General features: G+C 46.2%; 17 protein-coding genes. 14 read left to right on the top strand and 3 right to left on the bottom strand.

The genetic code is table 11. The annotated features are described in order from the left end of the window. The first annotated feature begins 246 nt into the window (after window positions 1–246). The 8 genes from NYE50_RS18745 (at window position 247) to NYE50_RS18710 (ending at window position 7,449) form a co-directional block, all read left to right on the top strand. Window positions 247–1,659, top strand: coding sequence for a C40 family peptidase (locus NYE50_RS18745; RefSeq protein WP_007407424.1), 1,413 nt, complete (start codon window positions 247–249; stop codon window positions 1,657–1,659). A 206-nt stretch (window positions 1,660–1,865) separates the two neighbouring features. Beyond that, window positions 1,866–2,816 carry a thioredoxin-disulfide reductase gene (gene trxB, locus NYE50_RS18740; protein WP_007407423.1) on the top strand — a complete coding sequence of 317 codons (951 nt, stop codon included), beginning with the start codon at window positions 1,866–1,868 and terminating at the stop codon, window positions 2,814–2,816. Window positions 2,817–3,089: 273 nt separating this feature from the next. Next, window positions 3,090–3,557: an 8-oxo-dGTP diphosphatase gene (locus tag NYE50_RS18735; protein ID WP_003151491.1), complete on the top strand. Its 468-nt coding sequence runs from the start codon at window positions 3,090–3,092 to the stop codon at window positions 3,555–3,557. Window positions 3,558–3,582: 25 nt separating this feature from the next. Next, window positions 3,583–4,470, top strand: a complete 888-nt coding sequence (gene rapZ, locus NYE50_RS18730; RefSeq protein ID WP_012118535.1) for an RNase adapter RapZ — start codon at window positions 3,583–3,585, stop codon at window positions 4,468–4,470. Then, window positions 4,467–5,420 carry a gluconeogenesis factor YvcK family protein gene (locus tag NYE50_RS18725; RefSeq protein ID WP_007407422.1) on the top strand — a complete coding sequence of 318 codons (954 nt, stop codon included), beginning with the start codon at window positions 4,467–4,469 and terminating at the stop codon, window positions 5,418–5,420. The genes rapZ and NYE50_RS18725 overlap by 4 nt, the downstream gene beginning before the upstream one ends. Before the next feature lie 26 nt (window positions 5,421–5,446). Beyond that, on the top strand, window positions 5,447–6,397 hold the full coding sequence (gene whiA / locus NYE50_RS18720) for a DNA-binding protein WhiA (RefSeq protein WP_007407421.1): 951 nt from the start codon (window positions 5,447–5,449) through the stop codon (window positions 6,395–6,397). Window positions 6,398–6,420: 23 nt separating this feature from the next. Next, window positions 6,421–6,678, top strand: coding sequence for an HPr family phosphocarrier protein (locus NYE50_RS18715; protein WP_012118534.1), 258 nt, complete (start codon window positions 6,421–6,423; stop codon window positions 6,676–6,678). A gap of 24 nt (window positions 6,679–6,702) precedes the next feature. After that, complete coding sequence (locus NYE50_RS18710) at window positions 6,703–7,449, top strand: arylamine N-acetyltransferase family protein (RefSeq protein ID WP_095270766.1); 747 nt, start codon at window positions 6,703–6,705, stop codon at window positions 7,447–7,449. A gap of 61 nt (window positions 7,450–7,510) precedes the next feature. Here NYE50_RS18710 and NYE50_RS18705 read toward each other — a convergent pair whose 3' ends face one another. Then, a complete protein-coding gene (locus NYE50_RS18705) occupies window positions 7,511–7,900 on the bottom strand; it encodes a ribonuclease (protein ID WP_223204413.1) in 390 nt (129 codons plus the stop codon). A gap of 204 nt (window positions 7,901–8,104) precedes the next feature. Beyond that, window positions 8,105–9,070, bottom strand: coding sequence for a 2-hydroxyacid dehydrogenase (locus NYE50_RS18700; protein ID WP_159354628.1), 966 nt, complete (start codon window positions 9,068–9,070; stop codon window positions 8,105–8,107). A gap of 400 nt (window positions 9,071–9,470) precedes the next feature. On the opposite strand from NYE50_RS18700, the gene NYE50_RS18695 reads away from it, so the two are divergent. Together NYE50_RS18695 and NYE50_RS18690 are read left to right on the top strand one after the other, a co-directional pair. After that, window positions 9,471–10,052 carry a beta-class carbonic anhydrase gene (locus NYE50_RS18695; RefSeq protein ID WP_003151503.1) on the top strand — a complete coding sequence of 194 codons (582 nt, stop codon included), beginning with the start codon at window positions 9,471–9,473 and terminating at the stop codon, window positions 10,050–10,052. Window positions 10,053–10,054: 2 nt separating this feature from the next. After that, window positions 10,055–11,644, top strand: coding sequence for a SulP family inorganic anion transporter (locus NYE50_RS18690; RefSeq protein WP_025649327.1), 1,590 nt, complete (start codon window positions 10,055–10,057; stop codon window positions 11,642–11,644). Between the two features lie 44 nt (window positions 11,645–11,688). On the opposite strand, the gene NYE50_RS18685 is transcribed toward NYE50_RS18690, so the two are convergent. Further along, a complete protein-coding gene (locus NYE50_RS18685) occupies window positions 11,689–12,009 on the bottom strand; it encodes a MazG nucleotide pyrophosphohydrolase domain-containing protein (protein ID WP_159354627.1) in 321 nt (106 codons plus the stop codon). 115 nt (window positions 12,010–12,124) lie between these two features. Here NYE50_RS18685 and NYE50_RS18680 point away from each other — a divergent pair, with 115 nt between their 5' ends. The 4 genes from NYE50_RS18680 to NYE50_RS18665 all read left to right on the top strand — a co-directional run bounded on the left by NYE50_RS18680 (window position 12,125) and on the right by NYE50_RS18665 (window position 17,045). Beyond that, a complete protein-coding gene (locus NYE50_RS18680) occupies window positions 12,125–12,700 on the top strand; it encodes an LOG family protein (RefSeq protein WP_014418959.1) in 576 nt (191 codons plus the stop codon). Between the two features lie 173 nt (window positions 12,701–12,873). Continuing rightward, window positions 12,874–13,824, top strand: a complete 951-nt coding sequence (locus NYE50_RS18675; RefSeq protein ID WP_014418958.1) for a LacI family DNA-binding transcriptional regulator — start codon at window positions 12,874–12,876, stop codon at window positions 13,822–13,824. A 101-nt stretch (window positions 13,825–13,925) separates the two neighbouring features. Next, on the top strand, window positions 13,926–15,695 hold the full coding sequence (locus NYE50_RS18670; protein WP_224988841.1) for a glycoside hydrolase family 13 protein: 1,770 nt from the start codon (window positions 13,926–13,928) through the stop codon (window positions 15,693–15,695). Between the two features lie 93 nt (window positions 15,696–15,788). Next, window positions 15,789–17,045 (top strand): extracellular solute-binding protein, encoded by a 1,257-nt coding sequence (locus tag NYE50_RS18665; RefSeq protein ID WP_224988843.1) that lies wholly within the window; start codon window positions 15,789–15,791, stop codon window positions 17,043–17,045. Window positions 17,046–17,077 lie beyond the last annotated feature (32 nt).

Genomic DNA, 17,077 nt, shown 5'->3' with positions numbered 1-17,077 from the left:
GAGATTTGCAATCACATTGAAATATAACTGTAATAAAAATTGTCGAAACATGATGGTATAATGAGTCTCGTACATAAGAGATTAGTTTATTTTACATGTGCTGTATAATCTATACCAATTTAAAAGATTTAAAGATTCATACATAAAAATCATCAGCCTCACGGGTATGTGAGGGAGCGTAACTTTGATGTTCATAATAGAATTCCAAATGAGAACAGGTTTAAAGTAAAAGGGAGGAAAGAAAAAGTGAAAAAGAGTTTATTAACACTTGGTTTGGCTTCCGTCATCGGGACAAGCAGTTTTTTGATCCCGTTTACAAAAACTGCATCGGCGGAAACATTAGACAGCAAAAAAGCGAAAATTGAAAGCAAACAATCTGAGGTGGCTTCAAGCCTTGAAGCAAAAGAAAGAGAATTGTCTAAGCTTCAGGACAAGCAGGCTAAGATTGAAAAAGAACTGAAAGACATTAACGCTAAAGCGTTGGATACAAGCAATAAAATCGAAGATAAAAAAGCTGAAAACGAAAAAACGAAAAAGCAGATCGCTGATTTGAAAAAAGAAATCAAAGAAACAGAAGCGCGTATTGAAAAACGCAATGAAATCCTGAAAAAACGCGTTCGTTCTTTACAGGAAAACGGCGGTTCTCAAGGATACATAGATGTTCTTTTAGGGGCGACAAGCTTCGGAGACTTCATTTCCCGTGCGACTGCGGTATCTTCTATCGTTGATGCGGATAAAGAGCTGATCAAACAGCAGGAGCAGGATAAAGCGAAACTCGAAGACGCAGAAGCTGAACTTAACGTGAAGCTGAAAAAAGTTCAAGATGATCTTGCGAAACTCGAGTCTATGCAAAAAGACCTGAATAAACAGCTTGATCAGAAAGACAAGCTTTTTGACGAAGCGAAAAACGGACAGAAAAAAGCGGCTTCCGCTATCTCTGATCTGAAAAAAGAAGCATCAAAGCTTGCAAACGAAAAAGCTGACACTGAAAAAGAACAGAAGCGCATTAAAGCTGAGCAGGCTGCAGCGGCTGCCCTGATCAAAAAACAGGAAGAAGCGCAAAAAGCTTCTGAAGACCAAAACCAAAAAGATGACAGCCAGCCGGCACCGGCGGTTAAAACTGTGAAAAAAGCGGCTGTTTCAACATCATCTGATTCATCTGACAGCTCAAGCAAACCGAAGAGCACTTCAGGCGGATCATCTCATAACAGCGGCGGTTCAGATGATTCTGACGGCGGATCTGTTATTTCAAATTCAGGCGGTATTGAAGGCGCGATCAGCGTAGGTTCAAGCCTTGTGGGTCAATCCCCGTACAAATTCGGCGGCGGACGCACTCAATCTGATATTAACAACCGTATTTTTGACTGCTCTTCATTCGTACGCTGGGCTTATGCTAACGCAGGCGTTAACCTCGGACCTGCAAGCGGCACAAACACAGATACATTAATCGGAAGAGGTAAAGCAGTAAGCGCGTCTGACATGAAACGCGGAGACTTAGTATTCTTCAATACGTATAAAACAAACGGCCACGTCGGCATCTACTTAGGTAACGGAACGTTCCTGAACGATAATACATCACACGGTGTATCCATTGATTCTATGAGCAACCCTTACTGGAAGAAAGCATTCAACGGCAATGTAAGACGTGTCGTGCAATAATGAATAAGACAAGGGCCTTCTATCCCGGAAGGCTCTTTCTTTATTTGTATACCCGCTCAGGAGCCGACTAATCATGGTTTCTCAGAAAAATGAGCAAAAAAATAGCGAATTGCCCTCAGATTTAATAGGATATGGGTAAGGAATACGATTGATGGGGATTCTTATCCAGATAGGGTGCGCCCCATTTCGAAAAGGAGTGAATCATGGTGTCAGAAGAAAAAATTTATGATGTGATCATTATCGGCGCGGGTCCGGCGGGGATGACCGCTGCTGTTTACACATCACGAGCGAACTTATCCACATTAATGATCGAAAGAGGAATTCCGGGCGGCCAGATGGCCAACACGGAGGATGTTGAAAACTATCCGGGTTTTGAAAGCATTCTCGGCCCTGAACTTTCTAATAAAATGTTTGAACATGCGAAAAAATTCGGTGCGGAATATGCGTACGGCGATATTAAAGAAATCGTTGACGGCAAAGAATATAAAACGGTCAAAGCCGGTTCAAAAGAATATAAAGCGCGCGCCATCGTCATTTCTGCCGGAGCGGAATACAAAAAGATCGGCGTTCCCGGCGAAAAAGAACTGGGCGGCCGCGGCGTATCGTACTGCGCGGTTTGTGACGGCGCGTTCTTTAAGAATAAAGAGCTTGTCGTTGTCGGCGGCGGAGACTCCGCCGTTGAAGAAGGCGTCTATCTGACACGCTTCGCTTCAAAAGTCACCATCGTTCACAGACGTGACAAATTGCGGGCGCAAAGCATTCTTCAGGCGCGTGCTTTTGACAATGAGAAAATTGACTTCAAATGGAACAAAACCGTAAAAGAAATCCATGAGGAAAACGGAAAAGTCGGCAGACTTACTCTTGTGGATACCGTGACGGGAGAAGAAGAAGAATTCAAAGCTGACGGTGTCTTTATTTATATCGGTATGCTTCCGCTTTCTAAACCGTTCGAAAACTTGGGCATCACAAATGAAGAAGGCTACATTGAAACAAATGCTCAAATGGAGACAAAAGTTCCGGGCATTTTCGCCGCGGGAGACATCCGTGAAAAAACGCTCCGCCAGATCGTAACGGCGACAGGCGACGGAAGTATTGCGGCTCAAAGCGTTCAGCATTATGTGGAAGAGCTTGAGGAAACGCTCAAAACCGTTAAATAATCACTGTAATGTTCAGTTTTTGAATCGTTACTGTGTTTTAATTACGCTGTAACACGGGTGAAATACTGATGTTTTAAGATGAATGTAGTAATTGACCCCCTTTTTAATGAATACACTTTGGCACGGATTCCAGTATCCGTGCCCTTTTTTTGCGATTTTCTGTTTTCTGTCAAATAAAAGAAAAGGATGTCGGTGTCTCTGCATTGTGAGAGACATGCCGAAACGGTATAATGAAGAGACGATGATTTGTTGAGAAGGTTAGGTGACGTACTTGTGCAAAGAGTGACAAATTGTGTGCTGCAGACAGATGATCAGGTTCTCCTTCTCCAAAAGCCGAGACGGGGCTGGTGGGTCGCGCCCGGCGGGAAGATGGAAAGCGGCGAATCCGTCAGAGATTCCGTCATCAGAGAGTACAGAGAAGAGACGGGCATTTATATACTAAATCCGCAGTTAAAAGGCGTGTTTACCTTTATTATTAAGGAACAGGAACAAATCGTGTCAGAGTGGATGATGTTTACTTTCGTCGCCGATTCCTACACGGGGCGGAATGTCGCTGAATCAGAGGAAGGCGTTCTGAAGTGGCATGACGTAAAAGATATCCACAGCCTTCCGATGGCCCCCGGAGACGGGCATATCCTTGATTTTATGATCAAGGGCCAAGGGCTTTTGCACGGCACCTTTACGTATACGCCGGACTTCGAGCTGCTCAGCTATCGTTTAGATCCGCAGCTTATCAAATAAAAGAAAGACCGCAGGGGGGAGAAAGATGAGTATGAATGAAAACCATGATATTCAGCTCGTCATCATTACGGGAATGTCTGGAGCGGGGAAAACCGTCGCCATTCAAAGCTTTGAGGATCTCGGCTATTTTTGCGTCGACAATCTGCCGCCTTCCTTGCTGCCGAAATTTTTGGAGCTGATGAAAGAATCAAGTTCAAAAATGAGCAAGGTCGCGCTTGTCATGGATCTGCGGGGACGCGAATTTTTTGACAGGCTGATTGAGGCGCTGGATGAAATGGCGGAAAATCCGTGGATTACACCGCGTATTCTCTTTTTAGACGCTAAGGATTCCATTCTTGTGACGAGATACAAAGAAACGAGGCGTTCTCACCCGCTGGCCGCTACCGGGCTTCCTCTTGAAGGAATCGCGCTGGAACGCCAGCTGCTTGAAGAATTGAAAGGGCGCTCTCAGCTGATCTATGACACATCGGATATGAAACCGCGTGATCTGCGTGAAAAAATCGTGGCGCATTTCGCCACGAACCAAGGTGAAACATTTACAGTGAACGTAATGTCATTCGGGTTCAAATACGGGCTTCCGATAGATGCCGACCTCGTGTTTGATGTAAGGTTTCTGCCGAATCCGTTCTACATTGAAAGCATGAGGCCGCTTACGGGGAAAGATGAGGAAGTGTCATCCTATGTGATGAAGTGGAACGAAACACAAAAGTTTATTGAAAAGCTTGTTGATCTGCTCGGCTTTATGCTTCCGTCTTATAAGCGGGAAGGTAAAAGCCAGCTTGTCATCGCGATCGGCTGTACGGGCGGCCAGCACCGCTCCGTCACGCTCGCTGAGTATTTGGCTGACTATTTTAAAAAAGATTTCTATACTCATGTCACTCACCGGGACATTGAAAAGAGAAGCCGGAAATGAATAAGAAGCCGAAAATCGCAATCTTCGGCGGCGGAACGGGTCTGTCCGTGCTGCTTCGGGGGTTAAAGCATAAGCCCGTTGATATTACGGCGATTGTGACAGTTGCTGATGACGGCGGAAGTTCAGGCCGTCTGCGGGATGAACTTCAAATTCCGCCGCCGGGTGACATTCGTAACGTACTGGCCGCTTTGTCAGATGTTGAGCCGCTCGTTGAAAATCTGTTTCAGCACCGTTTCAACAAAGGAAGCGACTTAACCGGACATTCGCTCGGCAATTTGATTTTGGCAGCGATGACAAATATAACCGGTGATTTCTTTCACGCTGTCACCGAAATGAGCAAGGTGCTGAATGTCCGCGGCAGAGTGCTGCCGGCTGCCAACACCAGTGTCGTTCTTCACGCTGAAATGGAGGACGGGCAGGTCGTCTCCGGAGAATCGACAATCCCTTCTTACGGCCAGCGGATTAAACGGGTGTTTCTTACGCCTGAAAAAATTGATCCGCTCCCGGAAACGATTGACGTCATCCGTCAGGCCGATTTAATCATTATCGGTCCGGGAAGCCTGTACACAAGCATTCTTCCGAATCTGCTCGTGCCGAAAATCGGAGAAGAAGTCGTCAAGGCTGCGGCCAAAAAAGTATATATATGCAACGTCATGACACAGCCCGGCGAGACGCTGCAATACAGCGCGGCCGACCATGTCAAGGCGCTGAACGATCATATGGAGCAGCCGTTTATCGACACGATCTTAATCAACAATGAGGAGATCCCTGACGAAATCAAAAGCAAATATGCGAAAGAGCTGGCCCGGCCCGTCGACTTCAATGTTGAAAAGCTGAAATCCATGGGGCTTGAGGTCATCAGGGATCAGATTATCACGTATAAAAATGGCGTAATCCGTCACGATACACATAAAGTGGCTTCTCTTCTTGTCGATTTATTAAGGGACTAGAGGCCTTTTGAAATGAGGTGGCTAATATGTCATTTGCATCGGAAACAAAAAAAGAACTGACGAATCTGGAAGTGAAGGACTGCTGCGCCAAGGCGGAGCTGTCCGCGCTGATTCGGATGAACGGTTCCCTGTCATTTTCAAACCGCCATCTCGTGCTTGACGTTCAAACCGAAAATGCGGCGATTGCCCGCCGCATTTATACATTGCTGAAGAAACAATATGATGTATCGGTCGAACTGTTAGTCAGAAAAAAAATGCGGCTGAAAAAAAATAATGTTTATATTGTGCGCTTTTCTGAAAATGCAAAGCTGATTTTAGAGGAATTGAAAATCCTCGGAGAGAACTTTGTATTTGAACGGAATATTTCTGAGGAACTGGTGGCGAAACGCTGCTGCAAACGTTCTTATATGAGAGGGGCGTTTTTGGCGGGGGGATCTGTGAATAATCCCGAAACCTCGTCATACCACTTGGAAATCTTCTCGCTTTATAAGGAACATAACGATTCATTATGCGCGCTGCTGAATGAATTTCATCTGAACAGCAAAACGCTTGAACGGAAAAAAGGCTATATTACGTATTTAAAAGAGGCGGAAAAAATCACTGAATTTCTGAATGTCATCGGCGCTCACAATTCACTGCTGCGTTTTGAAGATGTGCGGATTGTCAGAGATATGAGAAACTCAGTGAACCGCCTCGTCAATTGTGAAACAGCAAACTTAAACAAAACCATCGGTGCTTCGCTCAGACAGGTGGAAAATATTAAATACATTGATGAACGGATCGGTCTTGAAGCGCTGCCGGAAAAGCTTCGCGAAATTGCGCAGCTGCGGATTGATTATCAGGAGGTCACGCTGAAAGAACTGGGGGAAATGGTTGCAAGCGGGAAAATCAGCAAATCCGGCATCAATCACAGGCTGAGAAAGCTCGATGAAATCGCAGAACAGCTGCGTACAGGACAAAGCATCACTTTGAAATAACCGTACAGAAAAGGGGAGATCTTATGGTTCAGGAGAAAGTGGAAGTGCGTTTAAAGACGGGTTTGCAGGCGCGTCCCGCTGCATTGTTTGTACAGGAGGCAAATCGCTTTGCATCAGATGTGTTTCTTGAGAAAAACGGCAAGAAAGTGAATGCCAAAAGCATTATGGGATTAATGAGCCTGGCGGTCAGCACGGGGACGGAAGTCACTCTGATCGCTGAAGGCGATGATGAAAAGGAAGCGCTGGAAAAGTTGTCCGCTTATGTGCAGGAAGAAGTGTAAACACTTTGTAAGGGGGACGGAACGATGAATGAGTTTCTGAAAGATTGTTATCAAACGATAGGCTGGGAAAAGGATTCCCTCGATTTCAGCAACCTGCCGGAGTTTTTAAAGGCGCTCGCGTATCGGTTTCCGTTTGAAAATCGCGCGGTTTTGTCCAAAAAAGAATATGACGTCACGAAAGAAGGACTGTGGCGGCACATGGTGAAGGAACCTCATGGCGGCCTTTGTTATGACTTGAACGGACTGCTTTATTTCATCCTGAAAGATGCCGGATTTGATGTCAAATTGATCCGCGGAACGGTCTGGAAAAACGGCTGGGCGCTGCCCGGCACACATGCGGCCGTACTTCTTTCCGCCGGAGGGAATGAGTACATCGCTGATGCAGGCTTCGGCCTCAATCTCGCCATGCAGCCTGTACCGATGTCGGGAGACGAGATGGTATCAGCGGCCGGAGCGTTCCGCGTGAGGATAGAAGAGACGGAATTCGGGACATACCTGCTTGAAATGAACAAAGGGGACGGCTGGCAGACAGGTTACGCATTTTCACTTGAAGAAATCGATGAAAAGGACCTCAAGTCTATGAAACAAACAATCTTTGAACATGAACGCTCTCCTTTCAACAAACGCCTGCTTGCTTCTAAGCGGACACCGGAAGGGCACATGGTTCTGTCTGAACGCAATATAACAATAAAAAAACACGATGGCACGGCGGAAAACAGCAGAATAGACCGGTCAGAGTTTGAAGAAAAATTTACTGCTCATTTTATATGAAGCTCGCAGGTTCTCTGCAAAAAAAACGGCCTCCGCAGGGAAGCCGTTTTTTTGTATGTGTTTATCTCATTTTTGTAAAGGTTTTATAATGATCTGTCGTCTTATAAATCAGCCAGTCGCTTGAGTAAAGAATCCGGTCTGAATTTCTGAAGCCTGATGTATAGTTAATATCCGCTTCACGCCACGTCCGTCCGCTTTTGGCAGGGAGTTTGCCTTCCCTGTTTGAGAAGATGTCTCCGCCGATGCTTTTCCCCGGAGCGACGTCTGCAAGATTCCCCTTTGATGCAACCCAGCCGAGGGCCTGTGCTTCTGACTTTGTAATGTAATTATCAGGAAGCTTATGATAGGTCTGAAGATAATCCGCAACCCCGTCAAACGTGTTGATAACCTGTGCTTCAGTGTGCGCCTTGTGAGAAGATGTATCCGTCTTGGCAGCCGTGGAAAACAGCATCCCCGCCGCGGAGAACAGCACCAGCAAACAAACGGAAATCCACGATAATCGTTTTTTCAAAGCAATACCTCCCATTTTTATCATGTGAAGCTGATTCCTTTTCATTGTATCAGCATCGAGAGAAAGGAATAGAAAGAATTTAAAAATAGTACTTTTGATCTAGCAAAAAAATAAACCCCGGCTGAACGGCCGGGATTTTTCATCTCATTGAAATTCCTTCGTGAGGTTTTTCGGTGTTTTTCCGTATACGGCGTCAATCATGTTTTGTGCGGCTTGCTTGAACATATTCAAGCGGATTTTTGCCGTTGCTGACCCGATATGCGGAAGCAATGTGACGTTTTCCAGCTGCAGGAGCGGATTGTCTTCGGCGATCGGCTCTTTTTCAAACACATCTAAACCGGCGCCTTTTATCCAGCCCTCCTGCAATGCGCGGATGAGCGCTTTCTCATCAACCGTCTTTCCCCGGGAAATATTGACGAAACATGCCGTATCTTTCATCAATTTAAATTCCCGCTCTCCCATCATATGATACGTTTCGTCAGTAAGCGGCGTAATTAACAGCACAAAGTCTGATGTTTTCAGCAGTGTATCTAAGTCGGCATATGTAACCCCGAGTTCCTTCTCAGCGTCCGGTTTTCTGCTGCGGTTATAATACAGCACGTCCATGTCGAAGCCGAATTTTGCCCGTTTGGCAGCTTGTTCACCGATTCTGCCCATGCCGATAATTCCTAATGTCTGATGGTGGACATCCATACCGAAAAGAGATTCTTCCTCAACGGTTCCCCATTTGCCGGCGCGGACGAATCGATCCAATTCGGCAACCCGTCTGGCGGAAGACAGAATTAATGAAAAAGCCAGATCAGCGACAGTGTCATCTAAGGTGTACGGCGTATGCGTGCCGACAACCCCGCGTCTTTTCATTTCTTCAATATTAAAATTATCATAGCCGACAGAATTATTGCTGACGACCTTCAGCTTCGGCGCGTGATCCAGTAAATCACTGTCAATCGCCGTTCCGGATGTCAGCAGCCCTTCAGCATCTTTCATTTTTTCGTACAGTTCCTCTATTGGAATGGTATCTTCTTTCCAGATGTCATAGCGGCAATGCTCGCCTATCATTTGTTCGACTTCCGGCGGTATTGGTTTCGCGATGAATACATAGGGTTTCAACGGGCTTCTCCTCCTTTGTCTTTCTTCTCTATTTTATTATATAAGAGAAGCGGTAACGTGAGAAATATTCAAACGCATTACGATAAATTTCTGGTTCTTTTGAACTTAAAATGAAAGAAAAAGAAACGTACATGCTTGATTTCTCCAAACAATAACAGAATCCGCCTATATTTCTGAAGGCAAAATGAGCGGAACCGCTGTTTTCAAAAGCTTTATAGGTTGGTGTAAAGATAAATTTTATTATTTTTGAAAGATATAAATGAACATAATCTGAATTTACAGTCAAATTATCGTGTCTTTTTTTGAAAGCGCTTTTGAGGCCTTTTTCTGTGCTATAATTCCTTACTGTAAGCTGGGTAAGAAGGCTTGCAATACAATCGGATGGGAGATGAATAGAAAAATGGTTTCTTTATCAAGCATTTTGGAGCACAACCAGCAGTTTGTCCAAGAAAGGAAATATGAACCTTACCAAACGACAAAATTCCCGAAAAAAAAGCTTGTCATCGTATCCTGTATGGATACAAGGCTGACGGAGCTTCTGCCGCAGGCGATGGGACTCAGAAACGGCGATGCCAAAATCATAAAAAACGCGGGAGCCATTGTTTCTCACCCATTTGGAAGTGTCATGCGGAGCATTTTGGTTGCCGTTTATGAACTGCAGGCAGAGGAAGTCTGCATCATAGGTCACCGCGAGTGCGGAATGTCGGGATTAAATGCGGCTTCCATATTAAATAAAGCGAAAGAGCGCGGCGTGGAGGACAAATGTCTCAGCCTTCTGCAGCATGCGGGAGTCGATTTGGAAACATGGCTGACCGGTTTTCACAGCGTCGAAGAAAGCGTGGCCCACAGCGTGAATATGGTCAGGCATCATCCGCTCTTGCCTGAAGAGGTGCCGGTGCACGGGCTGGTGATCGATCCGGGGACGGGGACGCTGGATGTAGTCGTTGACGGTTATGAAACAGTCAAAGGAGGATGCAGCTGACAATGCAATTTACCGGCAGATATCAGGGATACAATTTGCAGAAATTTCAGAAAGACCTAATCGCGGGAATTGTGGTCGGAATTGTAGCGATTCCACTGGGAATGGCCTTTGCTATCGCCTCGGGGGTCGGTCCGGAATACGGGCTTTACACCGTTATTGTGGCCGGAATTCTGATTTCGCTGTTGGGCGGCTCTAAATATCAGATCGGCGGGCCTACGGGGGCGTTTGTTCCCATTTTATTTGCCATTGTGATGCAGTATGGTTTTGAGAATTTACTTGTAGCCGGTTTTATGGCAGGCGTCATGCTCGTCCTGTTTGGCGTATTTAAGCTCGGAAAGATTATGAAATTCGTGCCGAAGCCGGTGATCGTCGGATTTACGGCCGGGATCGCGGTGCTGATTTTCTCGGAGCAGATTGCCCATTTTCTCGGTCTGCGCGATATTCAAAAGCATGAAAGCTTTATCCTCAACATTGCGGAAATAGGCAAGAAGATCGGAACCTTTAATTTGTACAGCATCCTAATCGCGGGAATTGCTTTGGCCATTTTGGTGTTATCAGCCAGGCTGATGCCGAAGATTCCGGGCGCGCTTGTGGCGCTGCTTGTCTCTACAGCCGCGGCGGTCGTGTTTTTTCCTGACAAAATGGCGACAATCGGTTCTGCTTACGGGGAGATTCCGCGGCAGCTCCCGGCTTTTCAGCTTCCGGATTTCTCAATCGATAACATGGTGATGATGTTCCCGTCTGCTTTGATCATTGCGCTTCTCGGCGGACTTGAGTCCATATTATCGGCGATGGTCGCGGACAATATGAAAGGATCACGGCATGACAGCAATAGGGAGCTTGTCGGGCAGGGCATCGCCAATATGGCAGCGCCGCTTTTCGGCGGCATACCGGCAACGGGAGCGATTGCGCGGACCGCAACAAATATTAAAAACGGCGCAGTTTCTCCGATTTCCGGTGTTGTCCACGGAGTCACCGTCCTCCTCGTCCTGCTCGTCTTCGCCCCGCTTGCCGTTCATGTACCGCTTGCAAGCATGGCGCCGGTATTGATGGTTGTGGCTTGGAACATGAGTGAGCGGAGGGAAGTCGCCAATATGATGCGGCTGAAAAACACTGATTCATTCGTACTGGCGGCAACCTTTTTACTGACGGTTCTGTTTGATTTAATCATCGGCGTTTCTGCCGGTCTCGTGCTCGCTTTTGTTTTCTTTATCAGAAAAATGAGCGAATCAACAAGCATCAAAACACCGCATGCCGCTGTCAAATCGGTTAAAAATGATTCGTCCGTCAGCACATATTCCATTGAGGGGCCGCTGTTTTTCGGTTCAATTGATTCACTGGAATCATCGCTGCTGGAGAGGCTTCAGGAAAAGCCGAAGACGCTTATTCTGCTGATGAATAATGTACATTACATGGATACCTCCGCAGAAGCGGTGCTGGGGAATGTGATGAACCGGATCAAACGGCATAACGGGAGATTGATGATCGTCGGATTGCAATCACAGCCGAGAGAGCTGATCCGGAAGACAGGGCTGTTTCATAAAATCGGGAAACAGCATTTCTTTGAGCATCAGGACGAGATAACGGGATAAATTCAGATACGGCCTGTCCATGAAAAAGCGGACAGGCCGTGTTTTTATTCGGTTTCAAAGCGTTTGATCAGTTTTTCCTGATGGGCTTTCATCGCATCTTCTAACGTGATTCCGTACTTATCGGCAAGGATGGCCAGATTTCCGAGGACGTCACCCATTTCTTCAATCAGCTCCTGCCTGCGTTCAGACTGGGTCGCGTCCTTTTCATCCGGCCGGTCTCTGCCGATTTCATATGCTCTTACCGCCCGGGCGAGCTCACCCGCCTCTTCCATTAAAAAGCCGATTCTGATAAATGGCCCGTACGCCGTCCATCCTCGTTTTTCGTAAAAATCTTTCGTCCATCGTTCTGCTTCAGCCATCTGCATGTGAAACACTCCTTATGTCCTGTATGATTCTTATTGATATTATCATATAGAGATGGGACAATATATAGTGTATTTTGATTTATTGATGTACATATATAGATGTGGAGATGAAAAAATGAAAACCATTTGTGTATTTGCGGGGTCAAACCCGGGGGTAAATGAAGAGTACAAACGCAAAGCGGCCGAACTGGGTGAATATATGGCGGAGCAGGGAATCGGCCTTGTTTACGGCGGTTCACGGGTCGGTCTGATGGGAACCGTCGCCGATGCGTTAATGGCAGGCGGCGGAAAAGCTGTCGGCGTCATGCCGAGCGGGCTGTTCAGCGGAGAGGTTGTTCATCAGAATCTGACGGAGCTGATTGAAGTCAGCGGCATGCATGAGCGGAAAGCGAAAATGAGTGAACTTGCCGATGGGTACATTGCCATGCCCGGCGGTTTCGGAACATATGAAGAGTTATTTGAAGTGCTGTGCTGGGCGCAAATCGGCATTCATCAAAAACCGATCGGACTGTACAATGTGAACGGGTATTTTGAGCCGATGATGAAGATGGTCAAGTACAGCATTCAGGAAGGATTTTCGAATGAGTCTCATTTAAAACTGATACACAGTTCCTCCCGGCCGGATGAGCTGATTGAGCAGATGAACAATTACTCGTACCCGATCCTTCAGAAAAAATGGACGGAAATATAAAAAAAGAGCCATCTGACATGTGTGTGAGTGCCGGGCGGACTTCATGAAAATCGAGTGTATTTGACAATGTGAGATTTCCTTAGGGAAATCTTTTTTTATGTCCAGATTACCATCGTAGTATAATTTAACTAATTCGGATTGGCTATCTAAGCAAAAGCGGAAGGAGACGGAAAATGGCGACGTTGTCAGATGTGGCTAAGAGAGCGAATGTTTCGAAAATGACGGTGTCACGTGTGATTAATCACCCTGATACGGTAACAGATGAACTGAAAAAGCTCGTTCATTCCGCAATGAAAGAGCTGAATTACATCCCTAATTATGCGGCAAGAGCGCTTGTGCAAAACAGAACACAGGTTGTCAAATTGCTGATTCTTGAGGAAATGGATACGACCGAACCCTATTACATGAACTTGCTGACCGGAATCAGCCGGGAGCTGGATCGCCATCATTATGCTTTGCAGCTTGTGACAAGAAATTCACTCAATATCGGGCAATGCGACGGCATTATTGCCACCGGCTTGAGAAAGGCCGATTTTGAATTTGTCATCAAAGCTTTTGAAAAGCCGTTAGTCGTATTTGGAGAAAATGAAATGGGCTATGATTTCGTCGATGTGAATAACGAAAAAGGGACTTTTATGGCAACCCGCCATGTCATGGGGCTGGGGGAGCGTGAGGTTGTCTTTTTCGGCATTGATTTGGATGAGCCATTCGAACGCTCAAGAGAACAGGGGTATATTCGGGCGATGAAAGAGAGCTGCAGAGAAACGAAGCTGTTTCGGATCGCTAACAGTTCAAAAAAAAGCGAAAGCCTGGCAAGAGAAGTTTTGAAAACGCTCGGCCGGCAAGCCGCGTTTGTCTGCGCCACCGACCGAATCGCGCTCGGGGTCATTCGTGCGGTGCAGTCACTCGGAAAACGAATTCCCGAAGATGTGGCCGTTACTGGAAATGACGGTGTTTTTCTTGACCGCATTTCCTCCCCGCGGCTGACTACGGTCAGACAGCCGGTTGTGGAAATGGGAGAGGCCTGTGCGAAAATGCTGCTGAAAAAAATGAATGAAGGCGGCGCAGCTCAAGGTCATTTGTTTTTTGAACCGGAGTTAATTGTGCGGGAATCAACTTTGTGAAAGCTTGATTCTGTTATCGGTAACAAGAGAAAAACGATTGCTTCTCCCGATTTCATCATGCTACCTTCAAAGCATAAGCCAGCCTATAAAAAGGGGGAAACATGATGGAATATGCCGCAATACATCATCAGCCGTTCAGTGCTGATGCTTATTCTTATGACGGGCGGACGGTGCATATCAAAATCCGGACGAAAAAAGGTGATGCTGATCAGATTCGATTGGTTTGGGGCGATCCTTATGAATACAGCGGCGGCAGATGGTCGGCAGCCGAGCAGCCAATGAGAAAAACAGCCGCAACCCAAAATCATGATTATTGGTTTGCTGAAGTGTCGCCGCCATTCAGGCGTTTGCAATATGCATTTATTGTCTCAGACCAGTATGAAAACATCTTTTTCGGAGCGTCAGGGGTCTGTCCTGTAAATAAAAAAACGCTGGAAACGATTCATTATTATTTTAAGCTTCCGTTTGTTCATGAGGCGGATACATTTCAAGCGCCTGAATGGGCGAAATCAACGCTTTGGTATCAAATTTTTCCGGAACGTTTTGCGAATGGAAGAGAAGACCTGTCACCGGAAGCTGCACTGCCTTGGGGGAGCAAGGACCCGGACGTTAATGATTTTTTTGGCGGAGATTTGCAGGGGATTATTGACAAACTCGACTATTTAGAAGAATTAGGGGTGAACGGAATTTATTTAACTCCGATCTTCTCCTCTCCATCCAACCATAAATATGACACGCTGGATTACTATTCCATCGATCCGCATTTTGGGGATCGGGAGCTTTTCCGGACATTGGTCAGCCGGCTTCATCAGCGGGGAATGAAAATTATGCTTGATGCTGTTTTTAATCATATAGGCAGCGCTTCTCCGCAATGGCAGGATGTTGTAAAACACGGGGCCCGGTCCCGCTACAAAGACTGGTTCCATGTTCACTCTTTTCCTGTGAAAGAAGACAATTATGACAGGTTTGCGTTTACGCCTGATATGCCGAAGCTGAATACGGCTAATCCGGAAGTACAGAGGTATTTGTTTGAGATTGCTTTGTACTGGATTCGTGAATTTGACATTGACGGCTGGCGTTTAGATGTGGCAAATGAAGTGGATCACGCTTTTTGGAAGGCATTCAGGCAGGCTGTAACGGCCGAGAAACCCGATCTTTATATTTTGGGAGAGATATGGCATTCCTCCGAACCTTGGCTCAGAGGAGATGAGTTTCACGCTGTGATGAATTATCCTTTCACAGAGCCGATGATTGCTTATTTTGCTGACCGGGAGATTTCTGCTTCATCCATGGCCTATCGATTAAACGCGCACTTGATGAATGGGATGCGGCAGGCCAACGAGGTGATGTTTAATTTACTGGACAGCCATGATACAGAACGTCTTCTGACAAGGTGCGGAAATGATGAGAAAACAGCCCGCGCTCTGCTGGCCTTTATGTTTGCCCAGACAGGAGCGCCCTGCATCTACTACGGAACGGAAATCGGTCTGGACGGCGGGAGAGATCCATTATGCCGGAAGTGTATGGTTTGGGAAAAGGAAAAGCAAAACCAGGAAATGCTCAGCTTTATGAAACGCTTAATCACCTTACGCAAAAAAGAAAACGCTTTATTGACGTACGGAAGTCTTGAGTGGCATCTGCTTGATGATCAAAACGATTGTATCAGTTTTTCGAGGGTTTTCAATGGCAGGCAATTGATTTTCTATTTTAATCAGGGGAATCGGGCCGGGGAAATCCGTTTGCAAGATTTTAATATGGAGAGAAGCAGAATAGTTTACGATGCGTGGACGGATCAGATCCTTCAACATGATGCCGTTATTGCTGTTCAGCCGGGAGAATTTTTGATTTTGAGTGCTGACGCCCCTGTCTGAATTCTGTTATCGGTAACAGGCTGAAAGGCTTTGAAACCGCTTTCTCTAACAGAGTAGAATTGTAATAGATTCATAATAAAAGGGGGAAAAGATATGGCGGGGTTCGTCAAAAAGGGATTGGCTTTATTGACGGCATCAGTTTTGGCATTCTGTCTCGGCGCCTGTTCAAATTCAAAGGAATCGGCCGGCGCTGACGGCAAAAAGGTACTGACCGTGTCCGTTGAAGAAACCTATAAAAAATATATTGAAAGCATTAAAGGAGAGTTTGAAAAAGAGAATAACGTCACAGTCAACATTGCAGAAAAGCAAATGTTCGATCAGCTGGAGGCGCTTCCTTTGGACGGCCCGGCCGGCAATGCGCCTGACGTAATGCTTGCCGCATATGACCGGATCGGCAGTTTGGCGCAGCAAGGCCATTTGCTTGATCTAAAACCTGCTGATACAAAAAGCTTTGGAGATAAAGAGATGCAGCAGGTAACGGTTAACGGAAAGGTGTATGGAATGCCGCTGGTGATTGAGACGCTTGTTCTGTATTACAACAAAGATCTTATAAAAAAAGCGCCGGCAACATTTAAAGACCTTGAAACATTAACAGAGGATCCCCGGTTTTCATTTGTTTCTGAAAAAGGAAAGTCAACGGGATTTTTGGCAAAGTGGACTGACTTTTATATGTCGTACGGTTTGCTGTCCGGTTACGGCGGATATGTATTCGGGAAAAACGGCACAGATCCCGGGGATATCGGCCTGAACAATAAAGGCGCTGCAGAAGCGGTGAAATATGCGGAGAAATGGTTTAAAACGTATTGGCCAAAAGGCATGCAGGATAACTCAAGCGCAGACGATTTTATTCAGCAAATGTTTTTGGATAAGAAAGCGGCTGCAATCATCGGCGGGCCTTGGTCGGCTGCCAATTTTCAAGAGGCCGGCCTGAACTATGGCGCCGCTCCAATTCCGACATTGCCAAACGGAAAAGAATATGCTCCGTTTGCGGGCGGCAAAGGCTGGGTTGCTTCAAAATATACAAAGGAACCCGAGCTGGCTGAAAAATGGCTTGAGTATGCAACAAATGATGCCAATGCTTACGCCTTTTATGAGGATACAAATGAAGTTCCGGCCAACACAGCCGCAAGGAAGAAAGCGGGGGAGCAAAAAAATGAGCTGGCGTCAGCTGTTATTAAACAATATGAGTCAGCGGCACCTGCGCCGAATATTCCTGAAATGGCCGAGGTATGGACCGGCGCTGAAAGTTTAATGTTTGATGCGGCTTCGGGGAAAAAAACAGCAAAAAAATCGGCGGATGATGCGGTAAACGTCATAAAAGAAAACATCAAAGAAAAATATGTGAAATAAAATCGGAGGGGAAGTGTCCGTAAGAATAGAGG

The sequence above is a fragment of the Bacillus sp. EU55 genome (genome assembly GCF_038005925.1).
GTDB classification, from domain to species: Bacteria; Bacillota; Bacilli; order Bacillales; family Bacillaceae; genus Bacillus; species Bacillus velezensis.
Note: the sequence above shows the minus strand (reverse complement) of the source record. Positions and strands in the feature narration are given on the sequence as shown.

Excerpts from the sequence above, each read along its gene's own strand:
- rapZ (WP_012118535.1), top strand. The coding sequence starts at position 3,583 with ATGAGTATGAATGAAAACCATGATATTCAGCTCGTCATCATTACGGGA.
- NYE50_RS18725 (WP_007407422.1), top strand. The coding sequence starts at position 4,467 with ATGAATAAGAAGCCGAAAATCGCAATCTTCGGCGGCGGAACGGGTCTG.
- whiA (WP_007407421.1), top strand. The coding sequence starts at position 5,447 with ATGTCATTTGCATCGGAAACAAAAAAAGAACTGACGAATCTGGAAGTG.
- NYE50_RS18715 (WP_012118534.1), top strand. The coding sequence starts at position 6,421 with ATGGTTCAGGAGAAAGTGGAAGTGCGTTTAAAGACGGGTTTGCAGGCG.
- NYE50_RS18710 (WP_095270766.1), top strand. The coding sequence starts at position 6,703 with ATGAATGAGTTTCTGAAAGATTGTTATCAAACGATAGGCTGGGAAAAG.
- NYE50_RS18705 (WP_223204413.1), bottom strand. The coding sequence starts at position 7,900 with ATGCTGTTTTCCACGGCTGCCAAGACGGATACATCTTCTCACAAGGCG.
- NYE50_RS18695 (WP_003151503.1), top strand. The coding sequence starts at position 9,471 with ATGGTTTCTTTATCAAGCATTTTGGAGCACAACCAGCAGTTTGTCCAA.
- NYE50_RS18690 (WP_025649327.1), top strand. The coding sequence starts at position 10,055 with ATGCAATTTACCGGCAGATATCAGGGATACAATTTGCAGAAATTTCAG.
- NYE50_RS18685 (WP_159354627.1), bottom strand. The coding sequence starts at position 12,009 with ATGCAGATGGCTGAAGCAGAACGATGGACGAAAGATTTTTACGAAAAA.
- NYE50_RS18680 (WP_014418959.1), top strand. The coding sequence starts at position 12,125 with ATGAAAACCATTTGTGTATTTGCGGGGTCAAACCCGGGGGTAAATGAA.
- NYE50_RS18675 (WP_014418958.1), top strand. The coding sequence starts at position 12,874 with ATGGCGACGTTGTCAGATGTGGCTAAGAGAGCGAATGTTTCGAAAATG.
- NYE50_RS18670 (WP_224988841.1), top strand. The coding sequence starts at position 13,926 with ATGATGGAATATGCCGCAATACATCATCAGCCGTTCAGTGCTGATGCT.
- NYE50_RS18665 (WP_224988843.1), top strand. The coding sequence starts at position 15,789 with ATGGCGGGGTTCGTCAAAAAGGGATTGGCTTTATTGACGGCATCAGTT.